The 17,600-nt window shown below is 72.2% G+C and carries 14 protein-coding genes and 1 tRNA gene; 6 read left to right on the top strand and 9 right to left on the bottom strand.

From position 1 onward, the window contains the following. The first annotated feature begins 6 nt into the window (after positions 1-6). The gene (locus MKW14_RS12860) at positions 7-4,953 is read left to right on the top strand and encodes a PAS domain-containing protein (RefSeq protein WP_240862283.1); all 4,947 of its coding nucleotides are present in this window, start codon (positions 7-9) and stop codon (positions 4,951-4,953) included. 36 nt (positions 4,954-4,989) lie between these two features. Here MKW14_RS12860 and MKW14_RS12855 read toward each other — a convergent pair whose 3' ends face one another. The 6 genes from MKW14_RS12855 to MKW14_RS12830 all read right to left on the bottom strand — a co-directional run bounded on the left by MKW14_RS12855 (position 4,990) and on the right by MKW14_RS12830 (position 10,652). After that, positions 4,990-6,666, bottom strand: a complete 1,677-nt coding sequence (locus MKW14_RS12855) for a long-chain fatty acid--CoA ligase (RefSeq protein WP_240862281.1) — start codon at positions 6,664-6,666, stop codon at positions 4,990-4,992. Positions 6,667-6,781: 115 nt separating this feature from the next. After that, positions 6,782-7,339 (bottom strand): SigE family RNA polymerase sigma factor, encoded by a 558-nt coding sequence (locus MKW14_RS12850; RefSeq protein ID WP_240862279.1) that lies wholly within the window; start codon positions 7,337-7,339, stop codon positions 6,782-6,784. 165 nt (positions 7,340-7,504) lie between these two features. Beyond that, entirely contained in the window at positions 7,505-8,671 is a 1,167-nt protein-coding gene (locus MKW14_RS12845) for a lipid-transfer protein (protein ID WP_240862278.1), read from the bottom strand. Beyond that, positions 8,668-9,123: a MaoC family dehydratase gene (locus MKW14_RS12840; RefSeq protein WP_240862275.1), complete on the bottom strand. Its 456-nt coding sequence runs from the start codon at positions 9,121-9,123 to the stop codon at positions 8,668-8,670. Before MKW14_RS12840 ends, MKW14_RS12845 begins: the two co-directional genes overlap by 4 nt. After that, positions 9,120-10,082, bottom strand: a complete 963-nt coding sequence (locus MKW14_RS12835; RefSeq protein ID WP_240862345.1) for a bifunctional MaoC family dehydratase N-terminal/OB-fold nucleic acid binding domain-containing protein — start codon at positions 10,080-10,082, stop codon at positions 9,120-9,122. The genes MKW14_RS12840 and MKW14_RS12835 overlap by 4 nt, the downstream gene beginning before the upstream one ends. Before the next feature lie 258 nt (positions 10,083-10,340). Continuing rightward, positions 10,341-10,652, bottom strand: coding sequence for a hypothetical protein (locus MKW14_RS12830; protein ID WP_240862273.1), 312 nt, complete (start codon positions 10,650-10,652; stop codon positions 10,341-10,343). A 347-nt stretch (positions 10,653-10,999) separates the two neighbouring features. Between MKW14_RS12830 and MKW14_RS12825 the strand changes: the two genes are divergently transcribed. After that, entirely contained in the window at positions 11,000-11,869 is an 870-nt protein-coding gene (locus MKW14_RS12825) for a bifunctional DNA primase/polymerase (protein ID WP_240862272.1), read from the top strand. A gap of 30 nt (positions 11,870-11,899) precedes the next feature. Beyond that, positions 11,900-12,358, top strand: coding sequence for a hypothetical protein (locus tag MKW14_RS12820; RefSeq protein ID WP_240862270.1), 459 nt, complete (start codon positions 11,900-11,902; stop codon positions 12,356-12,358). A 33-nt stretch (positions 12,359-12,391) separates the two neighbouring features. Here the strand turns inward: MKW14_RS12820 and MKW14_RS12815 are convergent, their stop codons facing one another. From MKW14_RS12815 to MKW14_RS12805, 3 genes are all read right to left on the bottom strand, one after another. After that, complete coding sequence (locus tag MKW14_RS12815; RefSeq protein WP_240862268.1) at positions 12,392-12,730, bottom strand: DUF6233 domain-containing protein; 339 nt, start codon at positions 12,728-12,730, stop codon at positions 12,392-12,394. 127 nt (positions 12,731-12,857) lie between these two features. Continuing rightward, positions 12,858-12,944, bottom strand: a tRNA-Ser gene (locus MKW14_RS12810). A 110-nt stretch (positions 12,945-13,054) separates the two neighbouring features. Beyond that, positions 13,055-14,536 (bottom strand): S1C family serine protease, encoded by a 1,482-nt coding sequence (locus MKW14_RS12805; RefSeq protein ID WP_240862266.1) that lies wholly within the window; start codon positions 14,534-14,536, stop codon positions 13,055-13,057. Positions 14,537-14,793: 257 nt separating this feature from the next. On the opposite strand from MKW14_RS12805, the gene MKW14_RS12800 reads away from it, so the two are divergent. The 3 genes from MKW14_RS12800 (at position 14,794) to MKW14_RS12790 (ending at position 17,519) form a co-directional block, all read left to right on the top strand. Then, positions 14,794-15,621, top strand: coding sequence for a glycerophosphodiester phosphodiesterase (locus tag MKW14_RS12800; RefSeq protein ID WP_240862265.1), 828 nt, complete (start codon positions 14,794-14,796; stop codon positions 15,619-15,621). Between the two features lie 146 nt (positions 15,622-15,767). Beyond that, positions 15,768-16,415, top strand: coding sequence for an ATP-binding protein (locus MKW14_RS12795; protein ID WP_240862263.1), 648 nt, complete (start codon positions 15,768-15,770; stop codon positions 16,413-16,415). Between the two features lie 141 nt (positions 16,416-16,556). Continuing rightward, a complete protein-coding gene (locus tag MKW14_RS12790) occupies positions 16,557-17,519 on the top strand; it encodes a DUF5926 family protein (protein WP_240862261.1) in 963 nt (320 codons plus the stop codon). Positions 17,520-17,600: the final 81 nt, after the last annotated feature.

Raw genomic sequence — 17,600 nt, 5'->3', positions numbered from 1 at the left:
CGTCTCGTGAGCAGCAGGCCATCCCGAGGCGCTGCTCGCCTCGCAGCCATACTGGACGCACTGCCCGACGCGTTGGTGCTGGTCAACGCCAACGGGACCGTCGTCAACGCCAACACCATCGCGCTCGAGGCCTTCGAGGCGCCCGGGACCGCGCTGGTCGGGCGCGGACTGCTCGACCTGCTGCCCCAGTTCGACTCCAAGCTCATTCCCGGGTCCATGCGGCGGCCCGACCACATGGACCCGCGCGGGCGGACCAAGCCGACCCGGATGATCGCCCGCCGCACCGACGGCACCGAGTTCCCGGTCGAGGTCACCAGCGCCAACCTGGAGAACGGCCAGCAGGCGTACGACGGTTACGGCTACAGCGGCGACGAGCTGCTGATGCTCGTCGTGCGCGACCTGACCGGGACCGTGGACACCGAGGCCGAGCTGGCGCGTTCGCAGCGGCAGACCGAGATGATCCTGCGGGCCGCGTCCGAGGGCGTGGTCGGCACCGACACCGACGGACGGATCGTCCTGGTCAACCCGGCCGCCGCCCAGATACTGGGCTACCGGGCCAGCGACCTCGGCGGCAAGGAACTGCACACCCTCGCCCTGCACTCGCGCGCCGACGGCTCCCCCTTCCCGTACGACGAGTCGCCGCTCGCCGACACCCTGCGCTCCGGGCGCAAGCACCGGGTGCGCGGGCAGGTGCTGTTCGCCAAGAACGGCGACCGGGTCTCGGTCGACCTGACGACCGCGCCGGTGCGCGACGGCGACCAGCTCGTCGGCGCCGTGATGACCTTCACCGACCGCCGGCCCTACGACGCCCTCGCCGACGAGAAGGCCGAGCAGGAGAAAAGGCACGCCGAGGAGCTGGACCGGCTCGAGGAGGAACACGCCTCCGAGCTCACCGCGCTGCGCCAGAAGCACATCACCGAACTCGAGGAGCTGCAGGAGCGGCACGACGAGGAGCTCGCCGCCGGCGAGGAGCGGTACGCGGCGCTCGGCGAGCGCGAGAAGGACCGGTACGAGGCCCTCGCCGGGCGGCACGAGCAGCTGCTGACGCTGCTCGGGCGGTCCCTGCGCGGGCCCCTGGACGAACTGCGCCGCGAGCTGGCCGCGCTGGCCGCCGACGACGCGGGACAGCTGTGGCCCGAGGCCAACCAGGTGCTGCACCATCTGTCCGCCGGCTACTCGCGGATCACCACCCTCATCGACAACGTCCTCGGATACCAGCGGCTCGACGCCGGGGCCGAGCAGATCACCCGCACCAAGGTCATGCTCGACGCGGTGGTCGCCGCCGGTGTGGACGGGGCCGTGGAACTCATCGGGCCCGGTCGGGTGCAGTTCGCCGTGCACGCGCCGCCCATCGAGGCCGAGGTCGACCCGCGGCGCCTCGCCGGCGCGCTCGCGCATCTGGTCGCGGACGTCGCCGGCGTCGACGCGACCGGCAACACGCCCGTGTCGGCGGGCGGTTACCTGGACAACACGGTGGTCGTCGCCGCGGCGCAGCGCGGCGAGGTCGTCCGTATCGAGGTGCGCGGGCCGTACGCCGGGGGAGACCCGGTGCACGAGCCGATCGTGCGCGGGATCGTGCGCGCCCACGGCGGGGTGCTGCAGACCCATGAAGTGCCGGGGATGAGCGGCAGCGCGTACGTCCTGGAGGTGCCCATCGGCGGCGGCGCCGGAGCCGTACCGGCCGCGGCCCCCGCCGAGCTCCCGGCCGCCGAGGACACCTCCGCAGGCCGGCGCCGGGCCCGCCGCTCCTCCGTCGACGCGTTCCTGGACGGCGAGGGCCCGGAGGACTCCGGCGACGCCGAATCCGGTACGGCGGCGGAGGCGGAGCCCGGCACGCCGACGGGCCGGCGCCGCAGGCGTGCGGTCGAGGAGTCGGCGGCAGCGGCGGCCGCCACGGGTGCCGGGGGCACCGGGGGTGCGGTCGAGGTGGCCGGCGGTACCGGGCGCCGGCGCGGGCGGTCGGCCGAGGGTGCCGGGGTCTCCGAGGGTGCCGTGGTCACGGCTGCCGAGCACGCCGCGGGGACCGCTGCCGTCGGGAGCGGGCTGGGCGGGACGGTACCGCCCCAGGGCGTACCCGCACCGTCGGGACGCCGCGCCCGGCGTGACGGGGGAGAACAGCATGCGTTGCCCGCGGCCCTTCCGCCGGCCGGGTCATCGGCGGGGCAGGCCGGGGCAACGGCGGGACAGGCCGGGGCCGGGGACGGCCAGTCCGTCCCGGCGGACCAAGCGGCCGAGGGAGGCCAGCCGACCGGGCGTCGGCGCCGTGCGCTGGCCGCCGCGAACGAGCGTGCGGCGGCGCAGGAGGCGGCCCCTCGCGCGGTCTTCGCCCTGCCTCCGGCGGAGGCGGATCGGGCGCCGGGGGGTGATTCGGGGGCCGGTGCGATTGCCTCGGGGGCCGGGGTCACCAGTGCCGGGGTCGCTGGGCCGGGTACGGGTGCCGGGGTCGCCGGGCCGGGTGCGGGTGCCGTAGGGGCCGAGGGTGCCGCGGGTTCGGTAGGTCCCGTGAGTGGGCAAGGGCTCACACCGGTGCAGCCGCAGGGAGCTGGGCAGGCGCTGGGTGCTGCGCAGGTGCCGGGTGCCGGGCAACCGCAAGGAGTCGGACAGGTGCCCGGGGTTGGGCAACCGCAAGGGGTCGGACAGGTGCCCGGGGTTGGGCAACCGCAAGGGGTCGGACAGGTGCCGGGGGTTGGGCCGACGCCTGGTGCTGGACAGGTGACGGCTCCGGGGCAGACGTCGGGTGCGGGGCTGGTTCAGGTTCCCGGGCAGGTGCCGGTTGTCGGGCAGGCTCCGGGGGTTGGACAGCCGCAGCTTCCCGGGCAGGTGGCAGTCGGTGGACAGGCGCCCGGTGTTGGGCAGCCGCAGGTCACCGGTCAGCCTCAGCTTCCCGGACAGCCGCAGAACGCCGGACAGCCGCAGCTTCCGGGGCCCATGCAGGTAGGTGCGCAGCCGCAGCTTCCCGGCGCGGTACAGGGTGCGGGCCAGGCGCCGGTTCCTGGGCAGATGCAGGGTGTCGGCCAAATGCCGGTTCCCGGGCAGGTGCAGGGCGCGAGTGCCGGGCAGGCGCAGGTTCCCGGGCAAGCGCCGGGTGTTGGGCAGCCGCAGCTTCCGGGGCAGCCCCAAGTCGTCGGGCAGCCGCAGGTGGGCGGGCAGGCCGCAGTGGCCGGGCAGCCGCAGGTTCCTGGACAGCCGCAGGCCCTTGCGCAGCCCCAGGCCCCGGTGCAGCCGCTGGTTCCTGCGAAGGCCCCCGGGCAGCCGCAGGGCGTCGTGCCGGCGCAGGCGCCCGGGCAGGGTGGGCCGGGTGGCGCAGGGGGCGCGGTCGGCGAGGACGGGCGGCACGATGCCGTTCCGCATGACCAGTCCGGGGACCACACGCCGCCCCAGCCGCACCCCACCAGCGCGCCGACCGGCCGTCGTCGCCGTGCCGTGGCGCAACCGGCGGGTACGGCCGCGCAGGAGGAGGCCGCCGGTCAGCCGGTCGCGCAGGGCCGGCAGGCCGCGGTGACCGTTCCGGCGCAGGGCTCGCTCCCGGCGGGCGTACAACTCGCCCCGGGACAGCCGATCCCGGCGCAGGCTTCCCCCGGTCAGTCCGTCCCCGTACAGGCCCAGGCACCCGGTGTTCCCGTGCAGAACGCCACCGGGCAGGTCGCGCTGCCCGCTCAGCAGGCCCAGCCGGGTCAGCCGGTGCCCGGGGCGGGCGTGCAGCCGGTTCCGGGACAGCCCCTCGCGGTGCCTGGGGCGGCCGGCGGTGCCACCGGTGCCGTACCCCCGCAGGCCGGTGCTCCGTTGCCTCCCGAGGCGCAGGCCGTGGCCGCCGATCCGGCCGTCGACCCCAACTCGACGCAGGGGCGGGCGATCAGCGTGCGGACGCTGGGGCAGGGCGTGCCGTTCACGCGTCAGGCGGCGCAGGTGCAGCAGCCGACGGCGACGCCCGCGCCGCACAACCCGGGCGGTTCGGGGCGGCGGCGGAAACTGGGGACGCGTACCGGGGCGGGGGCGGCGCCGGAGCAGGCGGTCCGGCCGCATCCGGCCGGCGAGCAGACGCCCGCGCAGGTTCCCCAGCCGTCCCTGGCCGGCCAGTCGCGGCTGGCGCAGGGCACCGAGGGCAGCGGACGGTCGTACGCCATAGGCGCACCGGACGAGAACGCCGCCGAGGGGCCCGAGCCGCTGGACGGTCCGGGCGGTGCCGTGGAGATCGCGGACACCCCGCGGCCGGTTCCGCTGGACGACGAACTGCCCCCGGAGCCGCTGGACAACCCGCGGCGGCTGCTGGTGTGGCCCGCCCCGGATGTCACGACCCAGCAGGCGCTCAGCGACCGCGGGTACCGGCCGGTCATCGTGCACTCGCGCGAGGAGGTCGACGCGCAGATCGCCGCGTTCCCGGCGGCGCTGTTCGTGGACCCGCTGACCGGGCCGATCACCCGGACCGCGCTGCAGTCGCTGCGGGAGGCCGCCGTCACCGCCCAGGTGCCGGTGATGGTGACCGCGGGGCTGGGGCAGGCGACGCGCGAGGCGGCGTACGGCGCCGACCCCGCCGTACTGCTGAAGGCGCTGGCGCCGCGGGACAGCGAGCAGCATCCGCCGCGGGTACTGCTGATCGAGGAACACGCGGAGATCGCGCTGGCGTTGACCGCGACGCTGGAGCGGCGCGGGATGCAGGTGGCGCGGGCAGCCAGCGACGCGGACGCCGTGACGCTGGCGGGACAGCTGCGGCCGAACCTGGTCGTGATGGACCTGATGCAGGTGCACCGGCGGCAGGCCGGGATCATCGACTGGCTGCGCGCGAACGGTCAGCTCAACCGCACCCCGCTCGTCGTCTACACCGCCGCCGTCGACCAGGCGGACCTGCCGCGGCTGGCGTCCGGCGAGACGGTGCTGTTCCTGGCGGAACGCTCGACGAGCGCCGAGGTCCAGTCACGGATCGTCGACCTGCTGGCGCGGATCGGCACCAACTGACGCGCACACGGCCACGCCAGTCGGTGCCGGGGTCCGTCAGAGCCGGGTGACGTCCAGGTCGCCGTCGGCGTACCGCCTGCGCAGGACCTTCTTGTCGAACTTGCCCACGCTCGTCTTCGGTACCGCCTCGATGATCGTCCAGCGCTCCGGGAGCTGCCACTTGGCGATGTGGCCCTCGTCGGCGAGGAAGGCGCGCAGGGACGCGAAGTCGGCGGTGGCGCCCTCCTTGAGGACGACCGTGGCCAGCGGGCGCTCGCCCCACTTGTCGTCGGGGACGGCTACGACGGCCGCTTCGGCGACCTCGGGGTGGGACATGAGGGCGTTCTCCAGCTCGACCGAGGAGATCCACTCGCCGCCGGACTTGATGACGTCCTTGGCGCGGTCGGTGAGGGTGAGGAAGCCCTCGGGGGAGATCGTGCCGACGTCGCCGGTCTTCAGCCAGCCGTCCTCGCTGAACTTGTCGGCGGGGCGCAGCGGTTCGGCGTCCGGGCCGTTGTAGTAGGCGCCCGCGATCCAGGGGCCGCGGACCTCCAGCTCGCCCGCCGACTCGCCGTCCCAGGGCAGGTGTTCGCCGCCGGGGCCGCTGAGCCGCGCATCGACACCGGCCGGGAAACGGCCCTGCGTCAGCCGGTACCCGAACTCCTCGTCCGTGCCCACCACATGGGCCGGCGGACGGGCGATCGTGCCGAGCGGGGAGGTCTCCGTCATGCCCCAGGCGTGACAGACCCGCATGCCGAGCTTGTCGAAGGCCTCCATGAGGGCGGGCGGGCAGGCGGAACCGCCGATGGTGACCTGGGTGAGGGAGGAGACGTCCCGCGGCTTGGCGTTGAGCTCCGCGAGCAGGCCCTGCCAGATGGTGGGGACGGCGGCCGCGTGGGTGGGGCGCTGGGTCTCGATCATCTCGGCGAGCGGGCCGGGCTGCAGGAAGCGGTCCGGCATCAGCAGGTTGACGCCGGTCATGAAGGTGGCGTGCGGCAGGCCCCAGGCGTTGACGTGGAACTGCGGCACCACGACCAGCGAGGTGTCCTGGTCCGTCAGCCCCATCGACTGGGCCATGTTGACCTGCATGGAGTGCAGGTAGATCGAACGGTGGCTGTACACCACGCCCTTGGGGTCGCCCGTCGTGCCCGACGTGTAGCACATGGCCGCGGCCTGGCGCTCGTCCAGCTCCGGCCAGTCGTACGTCGTCGGCCGGCCCGCGATCAGCTCCTCGTACTCGTGCACCCGCGCCCGGGCGCCCTCGAGCACCGAACGGTCACCGGGGCCGGAGACCACGATGTGCTCCACCGTCGGCAGCTTCGGCAGCAGCGGGGCGAGCAGCGGCAGCAGCGAACCGTTGACGATCACGACCTTGTCGGCCGCGTGGTTGACGATCCACACCAGTTGCTCGGCGGGCAGCCGGAGGTTGAGCGTGTGCAGCACCGCGCCCATGGAGGGGATCGCGAAGTAGGCCTCGACGTGCTCCGCGTTGTTCCACATCAGGGTCGCGACCCGGTCGTCGCCCCGGACGCCGAGCTCGTCCCGCAGGGCGTTCGCCAGCTGCACCGCGCGGGTGCCCGCCTCGGCGAAGCTGCGTCGATGCGGCTCGGACTCGCCGGTCCAGGTGATGATCTGCGACCGTCCGTGCACCAGCGTCCCGTGTGTCAGGATGCGGGTCACTGTCAGCGGTACGTCCTGCATCGTGCTCAGCACGGTGTCCTCCCGGGGCGACATTGCCTACGCGGCGGTAAGGTCTGCGCTGATTCTGCGCACATACCGCGCGGTATGTCACTAGGTGCCGGTGATCGATCGCATCACTGCGCTCCCCAATAGCCTCCAGGTCGGCGCATTAACGCACAAGCCCCAGCTCAGGGTCCTCGCGGAGTTTCCCGAGCGCGCGGGAGACCGCCGATTTCACCGTGCCCACCGACACGCCGAGCACCTCGGCCGTCTGCACCTCGCTGAGGTCCTCGTAGTACCTGAGGACGACCATCGCCCGCTGCCGGTCGGGCAGCTTCATGATCGCCCGCCACATGGCGTCGTGCAGGGCCTGCTGCTCGGCCGGGTCGTCCCCGCCGGGCGTCGGCTCGGGCTCCGGCATCTCCTCGCACACGAACTCGTCGACCTTGCGCTTGCGCCACTGCGACGTCCGCGTGTTCAGCAGCGCCCGGCGCACATAGCCGTCCAGCGCGCGGTGGTCCTCGATCCGCTCCCAGGCGACGTACGTCTTGGTGAGCGCGGTCTGCAGCAGGTCCTCCGCGTCGCTCGGGTTCGCGGTCAGCGACCGGGCGGTACGCAGCAGCACCGACTGCCGGGCCCTCATGTACGACGCGAACGACGGGTACGACAGGGTCTGCGTCGCCGGGGCGGCGGCGGTCGAAGCGCTGGTGCAGACGGGTGTGGTCATGGACTACACGCTAGGAGCGAGGGTGCCTCCGGCTCATCGGCCGCAGGTCCCGAAGCCGAGTCCCCCTCAGGTTGTAGGGGTGGGGCTGGCTGCACCTCCTGAAGGTGGACGAGGGGGTGACACGTACTGCGGGATTACCCCTGGGGGAGCACCCCGGGCCCCGGGTCAGCCGTCCGCTGCCAGGACCAGGCCCGAGGTGGGCACGCCGGTGCCCGCCGTGACCAGGACCCGCTTGGCGCCCGGTATTCGGTTCACCGCCGTCCCGCGCAGCTGTCTCACCCCTTCGGCGATCCCGTTCATCCCATGGAGGTACGCCTCTCCGAGCTGTCCCCCGTGGGTGTTGACCGGCAGGCTCTCCCCGGCCATGAAGTCGGCCCCCTCCCCCTTGCCGCAGAACCCGAACTCCTCCAGCTGCATCAGCACGAACGGCGTGAAGTGGTCGTACAGGATCGCCACGTCCACCTCGGCCGGCGTGAGCCCGGAGGACCGCCACAGCTGGCGGGCCACCACGCCCATCTCGGGCAGGCCGGTGAGGTCGTCACGGTAGAAGCTCGTCATCTGCTCCTGACCGCGCCCGGCGCCCTGGGCGGCCGCCGCGACGACCGCGGGCGGGTGGGGCAGATCGCGGGCGCGCTCGACGGACGTCACGACGATCGCCTGGCCGCCGTCCGTCTCCTGGCAACAGTCCAGGAGCCTGAGCGGTTCGACGATCCAACGCGAGGCCGCGTGGTCGGCGAGGGTGATCGGCCGGCCGTGGAAGTACGCCGCCGGGTTCGTCGCCGCGTACTTCCGGTCGACCACCGCCACGTGCCCGAACGCCTCCGGGGTCAGCCCGTAGGTGTGCAGATAGCGCTGCGCCGACATCGCCACCCAGGAGGCCGGGGTGAGCAGTCCGAACGGCAGGGACCAGCCGAGCGCGGTGCCCTCCGCGGACGGCTCCCGGTGCTGCACGCCCGAGCCGAAGCGGCGGCCGGAGCGCTCGTTGAAGGCCCGGTAGCAGACGACGACCTCGGCGACACCGCCGGCGATCGCCAGCGCCGCCTGCTGGACGGTGGCGCAGGCCGCGCCGCCGCCGTAGTGGATGCGCGAGAAAAAGGACAGCTCGCCGATCCCGGACGCCTGCGCCACGGTGATCTCCGGGCTGGTGTCCATCGTGAACGTCACCATCCCGTCCACGTCGCCCGGCGTCAGCCCCGCGTCGTCCAGCGCCGCCCGCACCGCCTCCACGGCGAGCCGCAGCTCACTGCGCCCCGAGTCCTTGGAGAACTCGGTGGCCCCGATCCCGACCACGGCTGCCCGGCCACCGAGGCTGTCCGGCCTGCGGACACTCATCCGGCACCTCCTGAGGGGGCGGCGGTGTCGGTGGGCACGGTGGCGCCGGTGGGCACAGTGACCGCGCCCGCCGAGGGGACCGTGACCGTCACCCTGCCGGTCACGTGTCTGCCGATGCCGTTCGACCCGACCACCCGGACCGTCGCCGTGTCACCGTCGACCTCTTCGACCGTGCCCGTCAACACCATGGTGTCGCCGGGGTAGTTGGGCGCACCCAGTCGTATGGCGACCTTGCGGAGGCGGGCCGTGGGTCCGAAGTGGTCGGTGATGTAGCGGCCGACCAGGCCGTTCGTCGTCAGGATGTTCATGAAGATGTCCGGGGAGCCCTTCTGCCGGGCCAACTCGGCGTCGTGGTGCACGTCCTGGTAGTCGCGGGAGGCGATGGCGCCGGCCACGATCAGGGTGCGGGTGATCGGGATCTCCAGCGGCGGAAGCTTCTCACCGGTCCTCATACGGTCTCCTCCTCCCGGGCGCGGAACACGGGCAGCACCAACTCGTCGTCGTACGACTGGAATTCGAGATGGACGGGCAGTCCTATGCGCACCTTGTCGCAGGGCACGCCGATGACGTTGCTGATCATGCGGACGCCTTCGGCGAGCTCTATGAGGGCCACGGCGTACGGGGGATCGAACGCCGGGAAGGGCGGGTGGTGCATGACGACGTAGGAATAGACCCTCCCCTCGCCGCTCGCCTCGACCGTGTCCCAGTCCGGGCCACCGCAGGCGTTGCAACCCGGCAGCCAGGGGAAGCGGATGGTGCCGCAGGCCGCGCAGCGCTGGATGAGGAGGCGGTGGCGTCCCACGCCCTCCCAGAAACCGGCGTTGTCGCGGTTGACGACCGGGCGGGGACGGCGGGCGGGTGGCTGAGTCCCCCTTCTGGCCGGCTGTTTCTCCTTGCGCTCCGGTTCCTTGGGCCTCCTGCCCGCGGGGGCGTACTTGAGGATGCGGAAGCGGTGGGTGCCGGCCAGGTGGCGGGCCTGGCCGACCCGTACCTCCGTGCGTGTGGTGACGAAGTACCCCGTCCCCAGCTTGGTCGTCTTGCGGTCGGAGACCGACTCGATCACGGTGTCGAAGGTGACCTCGTCGCCTGGCCGCAGGGGCCTGACGTACTCCTGCTCGCAGTCCGTGGCGACGACCGAGGTGCAGCCCGCCTCGTCGAGGAGGCCGAGCAGCTCGTCGTACGCCTGCGAGCGGCCCGTGTGCCCTGAGAGGCCTCCCATGGTCCAGGCCTGGAGCATGGTGGGCGGGGAGATGGCGTCCGGGCCCTCGTACGCCGGGTTGGTGTCGCCCATCGCCTCGCACCAGTGCCGGATCATGGGCAGGTTGACCGGGTCCTTGCCCGTACCGGAGGCGGCGGCGGCCCGTCCCTCGTATTCCTTCAGCCGTGCGGCCGGCTCGTCCTCGCTCACCATCGCCCCCTCGTCCCGCGCCGCATCGCATCGCATTGACACTTCTGGTACACCGCAGCCGCCGGTCGGGTTCCACGACCTCGGCGAGAGTTTTCTGACTGTCCGTCAGATCCGGTGGACTGTCAAGGTCGTTCCCGATGCGCCGTGCAGGCCGTCCCCCGAGACAAACACGCGTCCGCGCGGCGGCACCGAAGTACCGCCGCGCGGACGCGTGACCCCCCACCCCCCAGGCGCCCGACTCCGCGAGTCAGGGCCGCCGGCTCACCACAGGCGGCTGAAGTGGACGGCGACGTTCTCGTTTCCCTGCTGGATGGCGGTGAACGCGGAGCCGTTGACCTGCGCGGTGTTGCTCTGGTTCGAGGCGCCGGAGCCGACCGCGTTCTGCTGCGTGGTGGACGAGTTGCCCTTGTTGTCGTGTCCGACGCCGCTGCCGACGACGCTCGCGACACCCGCGTTCGATCCGTCGCCGGCGAAGGCGCCGTTGTCCGCCGCCGCGACGCCCGTGAACAGGGCGGCTGCCAGCGGGAGGGCGGAGACGGCGGCGATGACGCGGGCGGTACGGATGCTTGCCATGTTTCTTCCTCCAGAACCCGGCCTTCAGCCGGAAGTGCGTCAAGTGGGGCTGTTACCAAGGCAGTTGGCCGACCGCCTCGGTGCTGTGCACGACGTCGCGAGACCAGAGTTGCCCACCGAATCCCCGGCGAACCACCCCGGAAGCCTCGATTCCCACTCAAGTGCTACGACAAGTCGATAAACCCCTTTCGCCACTTTCCGCACTCAGTTCGGGCGGAGCGGACCCCCGGCCTTCAAGTGGCAGAAGGGATGAAGCGTTCCGGCAGTTTTCCGGCCAATCTCTCCGGACGGGCGCGTCGCGTTCGAAGACCCTTCCCTTTTTCGAACGTACGTACGAACATGGAGGCATGGCCACCACCGACCGGCAGGCCACGACGCTGGCCCTCGCACACGCCCTGTCAGCCGCCGAGCGCGGACTGGCCGTCATCCCCCTGTCCCGGACGAAACTCCCGGCCCTTCGCTCCCCTCACCGCGACGACCCCGAGTCCCGCCCCTGCCACGGCGAGTGCGGACGCCTCGGCCACGGCGTGTACGACGCCTCGACCGACCCCGCGCGCATCCGTGAACTGTTCGCCGCGGCCCCCTGGGCGACCGGCTACGGCATCGCCTGCGGTCTGCCGCCCCACCATCTGATCGGCGTCGACCTCGACACCAAGACCGGCACGGACTCCTCGACGGCGCTGCGTGAACTCGCCTTACGCCACCTGTTCACCATCCCGGACACCGTGGTCGTGCTCACCCCCAGCGGCGGCCGCCATCTGTGGCTCACCGGCCCGCCGGACGTGGCCGTCCCCAACTCCGCTGGCCGCCTGGCCCCGGGCATCGACATCCGCGGCGCCGGCGGCTACCTCGTCGGACCGGGCTCCCGCACCGACCACGGCGCCTATACGACGGCCCCCGGCACCGCCCACCTCGCCCCGGCCGCCTGCCCACCGGCCCTGCTGCGCCTGCTGCTCCCGCCGCCGCGCCCCGTCCACCCGGCGACACATCCCTCGGCGGGCGACCACGGTCAGGGGCTGGTGCAGTTCGTCCTCGCCGCGCACGAGGGACAGCGCAACACCCGGCTGTTCTGGGCCGCCTGCCGGGCCTACGAGAACGGCATCGGCCCCGCCCTCGTCGCCCCCTTGGTCGACGCCGCGCTCAACACCGGCCTGACCGAACGCGAGGCACGGGCGACGATCGCGTCGGCGGCGCGCATGACAGGGCACCGGCCGTGAGGCCACCGGCACCAAGAGCAAAGGAAGTCCATGCACGACCGCCCTGGAGTGCGGTTCATGTCGCTGACCCGCGTGATCCTCACCTCCGGCCGCCCCGTCGAGCTCACCGAGCTTCGGCTGTCGTCGACGTACGGCGGGATGCTGGAGGGCTATCCCTGCCGACTGGTCAACGACATGAAGATCAAGGGCCTGCTCCACACCGCCGAGCGCGCCTCCCCCGCCACCCCGGTCCATCTCGTCCCGCCCGCGCGCGAATACCCCGACCACTACTCCGGCGCGTTCGGCCCCGTCGAGGTCCTGCCTCCGGTCGCCTGCGTCGGCTCCCTGCACTCGGCGCCCCTCGACCCGGACCACGACCCGGTCCTGTACCGCTCCTCCCTCACGGTCATCTGGTTCCAGCCGACCCCGGACGTGCCGAACGAATGCGACGCGGAGGCGGGTCTGCGGGAGGTGGACTGGGCGGGACTGGCTCGGGACTTCGAGCTCTAGCCGCGCGGTCACCGGAACAGGTCCGGATGCTGACTAGTCCAGCATCCCCAGGGCCGTGTCCGGCTGGCACTGCGGGCAGGGCTTGATCCCGTCGGCGAGCGCGCGCCGCGCCTGGTCGCGGCTGATGCCCTGAGTGCGCCTGCCCGCGTTCCAGCAGTCCCCCGCGTGCACGTACAGCGGTGCGGCGTGCCGGTTCAGCCCCACCTCGATGAGCCACTCCGGCGCCGGCGGACGGGCCTGGACGCCGCGCTGCCGCTCGGCCTCGCGGCGTTCCTCGTCGAGGATCCACCGGCGGGTGCGGGCGAGGTCCCGTTCCTGCACGCGTTCGAGGAAGCGGAGCAGTGCGAGTCTCGACGGGACAGGGTCGTTCACACGTTCGATTCTAAGATCGTGGCGATGCCCCGCAATCCCCGGGACAGTGCGTTGCACGCGGAAGGGGTGCCGCTCCGGAGAGGGGCACCCCTTCTGACACTGATCCGCAGGTTTCCGGCCTGCGAAGCGGTGGGTGTGGGATTTGAACCCACGGTGACATCGCTGCCACGACGGTTTTCAAGACCGTTCCCTTAGGCCGCTCGGGCAACCCACCCCGCGCCGTCCAGGAGATCGAACGGCGCGGGACCAGGGTAACGGGTCCGCACGCGCGCGTGGGTCAGTTGTTGATCGACCGGGGAGGTACGCGCGCGTGGGTCGGTGAGGTCAGCTGTCGCCGACGCGGGAGCCGAGGGTCAGGTCCACGGTGTGGGACTTGCCGTCGCGCTCGTAGGTGAGCGTGACCTTGTCGCCCGGCTTGTGGGTCCAGATCTCGCCGATCAGGGTCGGACCGGAGTCGATCACCATGTCGTCGAGCTTGGTGATGACGTCCCCGGGCTTGAGGCCTGCCTTGTCGGCGGGACCGCCCGATTCCACCGCGGAGGCGCCGCCCGCACCCTGATCGGTGATCTTGGCGCCGTTGCTGGAGTCCTCCAGGGAGACGGACGCGCCGATCTTGGCGTAGACCGGCTTGCCGGTCTTGATCAGCTGCTGGGCGACGTACTCGGCCTGGTTGATCGGGATGGCGAAGCCCAGACCGATGGAGCCGGACTGGCTGGTGCCGCCGAGACCGCCGCTGCCGGTGGACTGGATCGCCGAGTTGATGCCGATCACGTTGCCCTGGGCGTCGAGGAGCGGGCCTCCCGAGTTGCCCGGGTTGATCGAGGCGTCCGTCTGCAGAGCGCTCATGTAGGAGGCGTTGGAGCCCTGGCCGTCGCTGGAGGCCACCGGGCGGTTCTTGGCGCTGATGATGCCCGTCGTCACCGTGTTAGACAGACCGAAGGGGGCGCCGATGGCGATCGTGGAGTCGCCGACCGCGACCTTGTCGGAGTCGCCCAGGGTGAGCGGCTTGAGGTCCGACGGGGGGTTCTTCAGCTTGATGACGGCGACGTCGTAGCCCTGCGCGTGTCCGACCACCTCGGCGTCGTACTTCTTGCCGTTCGGGAAGGTGGCCGTCAGCTTGCCGCCGTCGAGAGCATCGGCGACGACGTGGTTGTTGGTGACGATGTGGCCCTGGGTGTCGAAGACGAACCCGGTGCCGGTGCCGCCCTCGCCGTTGGTGGACTCGGCCTCGATGGTGACCGTGCTGGGCAGCGCCCGGGCGGCCACGCCCGCGACCGTGCCGGCGTCGCGCTTGACGGCGCCGCCGCTGGTGGAGGCGGAGACCGTCGTGGAGCCGCTGTTGTCGTCGTTGTTCTTGGCCAGCGTGTAGCCGAGACCGCCGCCCAGACCGCCGGCGACCAGCGCGGCCACCAGGATCGCGGCGACCAGGCCGCCGCGGCCGGACTTCGGGGGCTGCTGCTGCGGCTGGTAGGAGGAACCCCAGCCGGAGTTCGAGCCGCCGGAGCCGTCGGCGTACGAGGGGGTCGCGGGCGGCGGGGGCGGCCAGGAGGCGTCGGGGGCCGAGCCGCCGGAGCCTGCGTGGCCCTGGGGGTCGTGCGGTTCCGTCGACGCGTACGCGGGCGCGTGGCCCGCGTGCGGCTGACCCTGCCCCTGCGGGCCGGGAGCGCCCTGAGGAGCCGGCGGGAGCGGGGTGGTCGGCGCGCCCCCCTCGGGGGCCGCGGGTGCCGAGGGAGCGGGAGCGTCCACCGGCACGGGGGGTGCAGACGGGGCCGGGGGTACCGCGGTGCCCTCGTTCTCGGTGCTCACAGCTTCTCTCCTCGATCCACGGCTGTTCTTCTCGGTCGCACTCGGTCACGCCCGTTCACGTTGCTCGACGGTCCGGCGCGCTGCAGCTGTGCATGTCCTTTTGTATGCCGTCAGCTTTTCCCATGAGCCGTCAGGGCACCATAAGCGGTGCCTGTGGGTCCGGGGCCATTCTTTATATAGGTCATGACTCGCAAAAAGGATGCATTCTCTGCCTCTCCGACGCCACGCCTACCCCCTGGCGGTGGCACCATGACGCGGTGACCCACGTACGGCAGCACACGATCCAAGTCGTCGCCCACCGCGGAGCCTCCGAGGAGGCCCCGGAGCACACCCTCGCCGCCTACAAGAAGGCGATCGAGGACGGCGCGGACGCCCTCGAATGCGATGTACGCCTGACGGCGGACGGCCACCTCGTCTGCGTCCACGACCGTCGCGTCAACCGTACGTCCAACGGCCGGGGCGCGGTGTCGGCGCTGGAGCTCGCCGATCTGGCCGCCCTGGACTTCGGCTCCCGCAAGGCGCGCGAGTTCTGGCGCACGCGCGACGAGGAGCCCGACTGGGAGTACCTGCCGGAGGGGCGTGAGCACACCGCCGTCCTCACCCTGGAGCGGCTGCTGGAGCTGGTCGCGGACGCCGGGCGGCGCGTGGAACTGGCCATCGAGACCAAGCACCCCACGCGCTGGGCGGGGCAGGTGGAGGAGCGGCTGCTGGTGCTGCTGAAGCGGTTCGGGCTGGACGCGCCCGCCGCGGCCGCGGAGTCCCCGGTCCGCGTGATGAGTTTCTCGGCGCGGTCGCTGCATCGCGTGCGGGCCGCCGCGCCGAACCTGCCGACGGTCTATCTGCTGCAGTTCGTCTCACCGCGGCTGCGGGACGGGCGGCTGCCGGCCGGTGTCCGGATCGCGGGCCCCTCGATCCGGATCGTGCGCAACCACCCGGGGTACATCGAGCGCCTGAAGCGGGCGGGACACCAGGTGCACGTGTGGACCGTCAACGAGCCCGAGGACGTGGACCTCTGCCTGGAGCTGGGGGTCGACGCCATCATCACCAACCGCCCGCGCGCGGTGCTGCGTCAGCTCGGCCGTTGATGGTGTGCCACTGGTAAAGACCTGTGAAGAACTCTTGACCCTTCGCCCCCTTTAACGCCATTCTCCCACTCCGGCGACCGTCGAATTCAGGCCACTCGACTACTGGGAGTGCTCCGGCGCGTTCGATCCGTATTCGATCGTTGCGAATGCGTCACCGGACGCGTGCCGACCGGTTTCCGGTACAGGCCAATGGGGCATCCACACCGTGGCGTGGGGCGAAGGAGGTCTCGGGGGTGGCGTTGGTGGTGGCACAGGAAGTGCCCACGTCGTCGAGCATGGCCGTACCCCATGGCCCTGCGGGCGTGGGGGAGGCGAGACACCGTATGCGTGCGCAACTGCGCAGGGGCGGTGTGTCGGAAGCGGTCATCGACGATGCCGTACTGATTCTTTCCGAACTCTTGAGCAACGCGTGCAAACACGGTCGGCCCCTGGGCGACGCCCTGGCCGGTGACGGTGACGTCCGTGCGGCCTGGCGGGTCGACGGGAGCGGCAGGCTCACGGTGGAGGTGACGGACGGCGGCGGGCCCACCCGCCCTGCTCCGGCCACGCCCTCGGTCACCGCGCACGGCGGCCGCGGGCTGAACATCATCACCGCGCTGGCCGACGACTGGGGCGTGCGGGACGACGCCCGGGGCGAGGTCACGGTGTGGGTGGTCGTCCACGAGGACGTTCACGACCCGGACGCCGGACGCCGGCGCGACGACTTCGCCACGCGCGTGACGGCACCGACGGTGTCACGGATCCCCGGAATGCCCGGCCTGGAGTTCGCGGACGCGTTCGACGACCTGGACTGAGACGCGGGTTTCGAAAGAGGGCGACGCGTCGTCCCCAGGTCGGCACGAGCGCCGCCGCTTGTCCACAGGCTCCCGTCGTTCCTGGCGCGAACGGCTAGGCTCCCGACGTACGAGACGAGCCGTAACCGGGAGACACCCACGATGGCCAAGAAGCGACCCCAGACGAAGGCCAAGCCCCAGATCGCCGATGGAGAGATCCCGGTCGTCGGCGCGCGCGAACCCTGCCCCTGCGGCAGCGGCCGCCGCTACAAGGCCTGTCACGGCCGGGCCGCCCAGCACGCGGCGACCGAGCTGGTGCACCGTCCCTTCGAGGGACTGCCCGGTGAGTGCGACTGGGTGGCGCTGCGCGAGCTGGTGCCCGCGGCCACGGTCGAGCTGACGCTGAAGGACGGACTCCCCGAGGGCGTCCCGTCGGTCACGCTCGCCACGGTGCTGCCGATGGCCTGGCCGGCCCTGCGCCGCGACGACGGCTCGGTGCTGCTCGGCCTGCAGAACGACACGGCGTCGGGCGACATCAGCCGCGACCTCGCCGACACGCTCCAGCGCGCGCTCACGGCCGAGCCGGGCACCCCGGTCGAGGGCCGGCGGGCGCCCTCCGACGGTCCGCGGCTGCAGGAGCTGCTCGATCCCGAAGGCGCGTTCGAGCCAGTTGTGCACAGCGGTTTCGAGTTCTGGGTCCCCGACCCGGAGAACGCCACCCCGGACGTGACCGCCTCCCTGGAGCGGGCCAACGCCGCGGCCATCCCGACGGTGAAGCTGACCGGGGTGGACGCCGCGTACTGGTGCGAGACGCCGGAGAAGAACCACCTGCGCTGGGTCATGCCGCACGAGGAGGAGCGGCTTCTGGACGCTCTCGCGCGGCTGCACGCGGCAGGCCGGTCGAACCTCGGTGACGGCACCCGCCTCGTGGGTTCCTTCCGCGCTCACGGACTCACCGTGCCGGTCTGGGACCTGCCGAGTTCGGTCACCGCCGAGGACATCGAGAAACCGGCCGCGGAGTTCGCCGAGCGGCTCGCCGGTGCTCTCGCCTCGGACGCGCCGCTGACTGCCGACGAGCGCCGCGCGCGCGGCGGCCTCACCAACCGGCAGGTCACGCTCAGTTGACAGGCGGTGACGAAATCGGACGGGGCTGAACGACGGATCAGCCCCGCCGGGTCACGAGCGACCGGTGACAGCGCTCACAAG

Source organism: Streptomyces gilvus (genome assembly GCF_022513565.1).
GTDB lineage: Bacteria > Actinomycetota > Actinomycetes > Streptomycetales > Streptomycetaceae > Streptomyces > Streptomyces gilvus.
The sequence above is the reverse complement of the archived record's forward strand: the minus strand, read 5'-3'. Positions and strand labels throughout refer to the sequence as shown.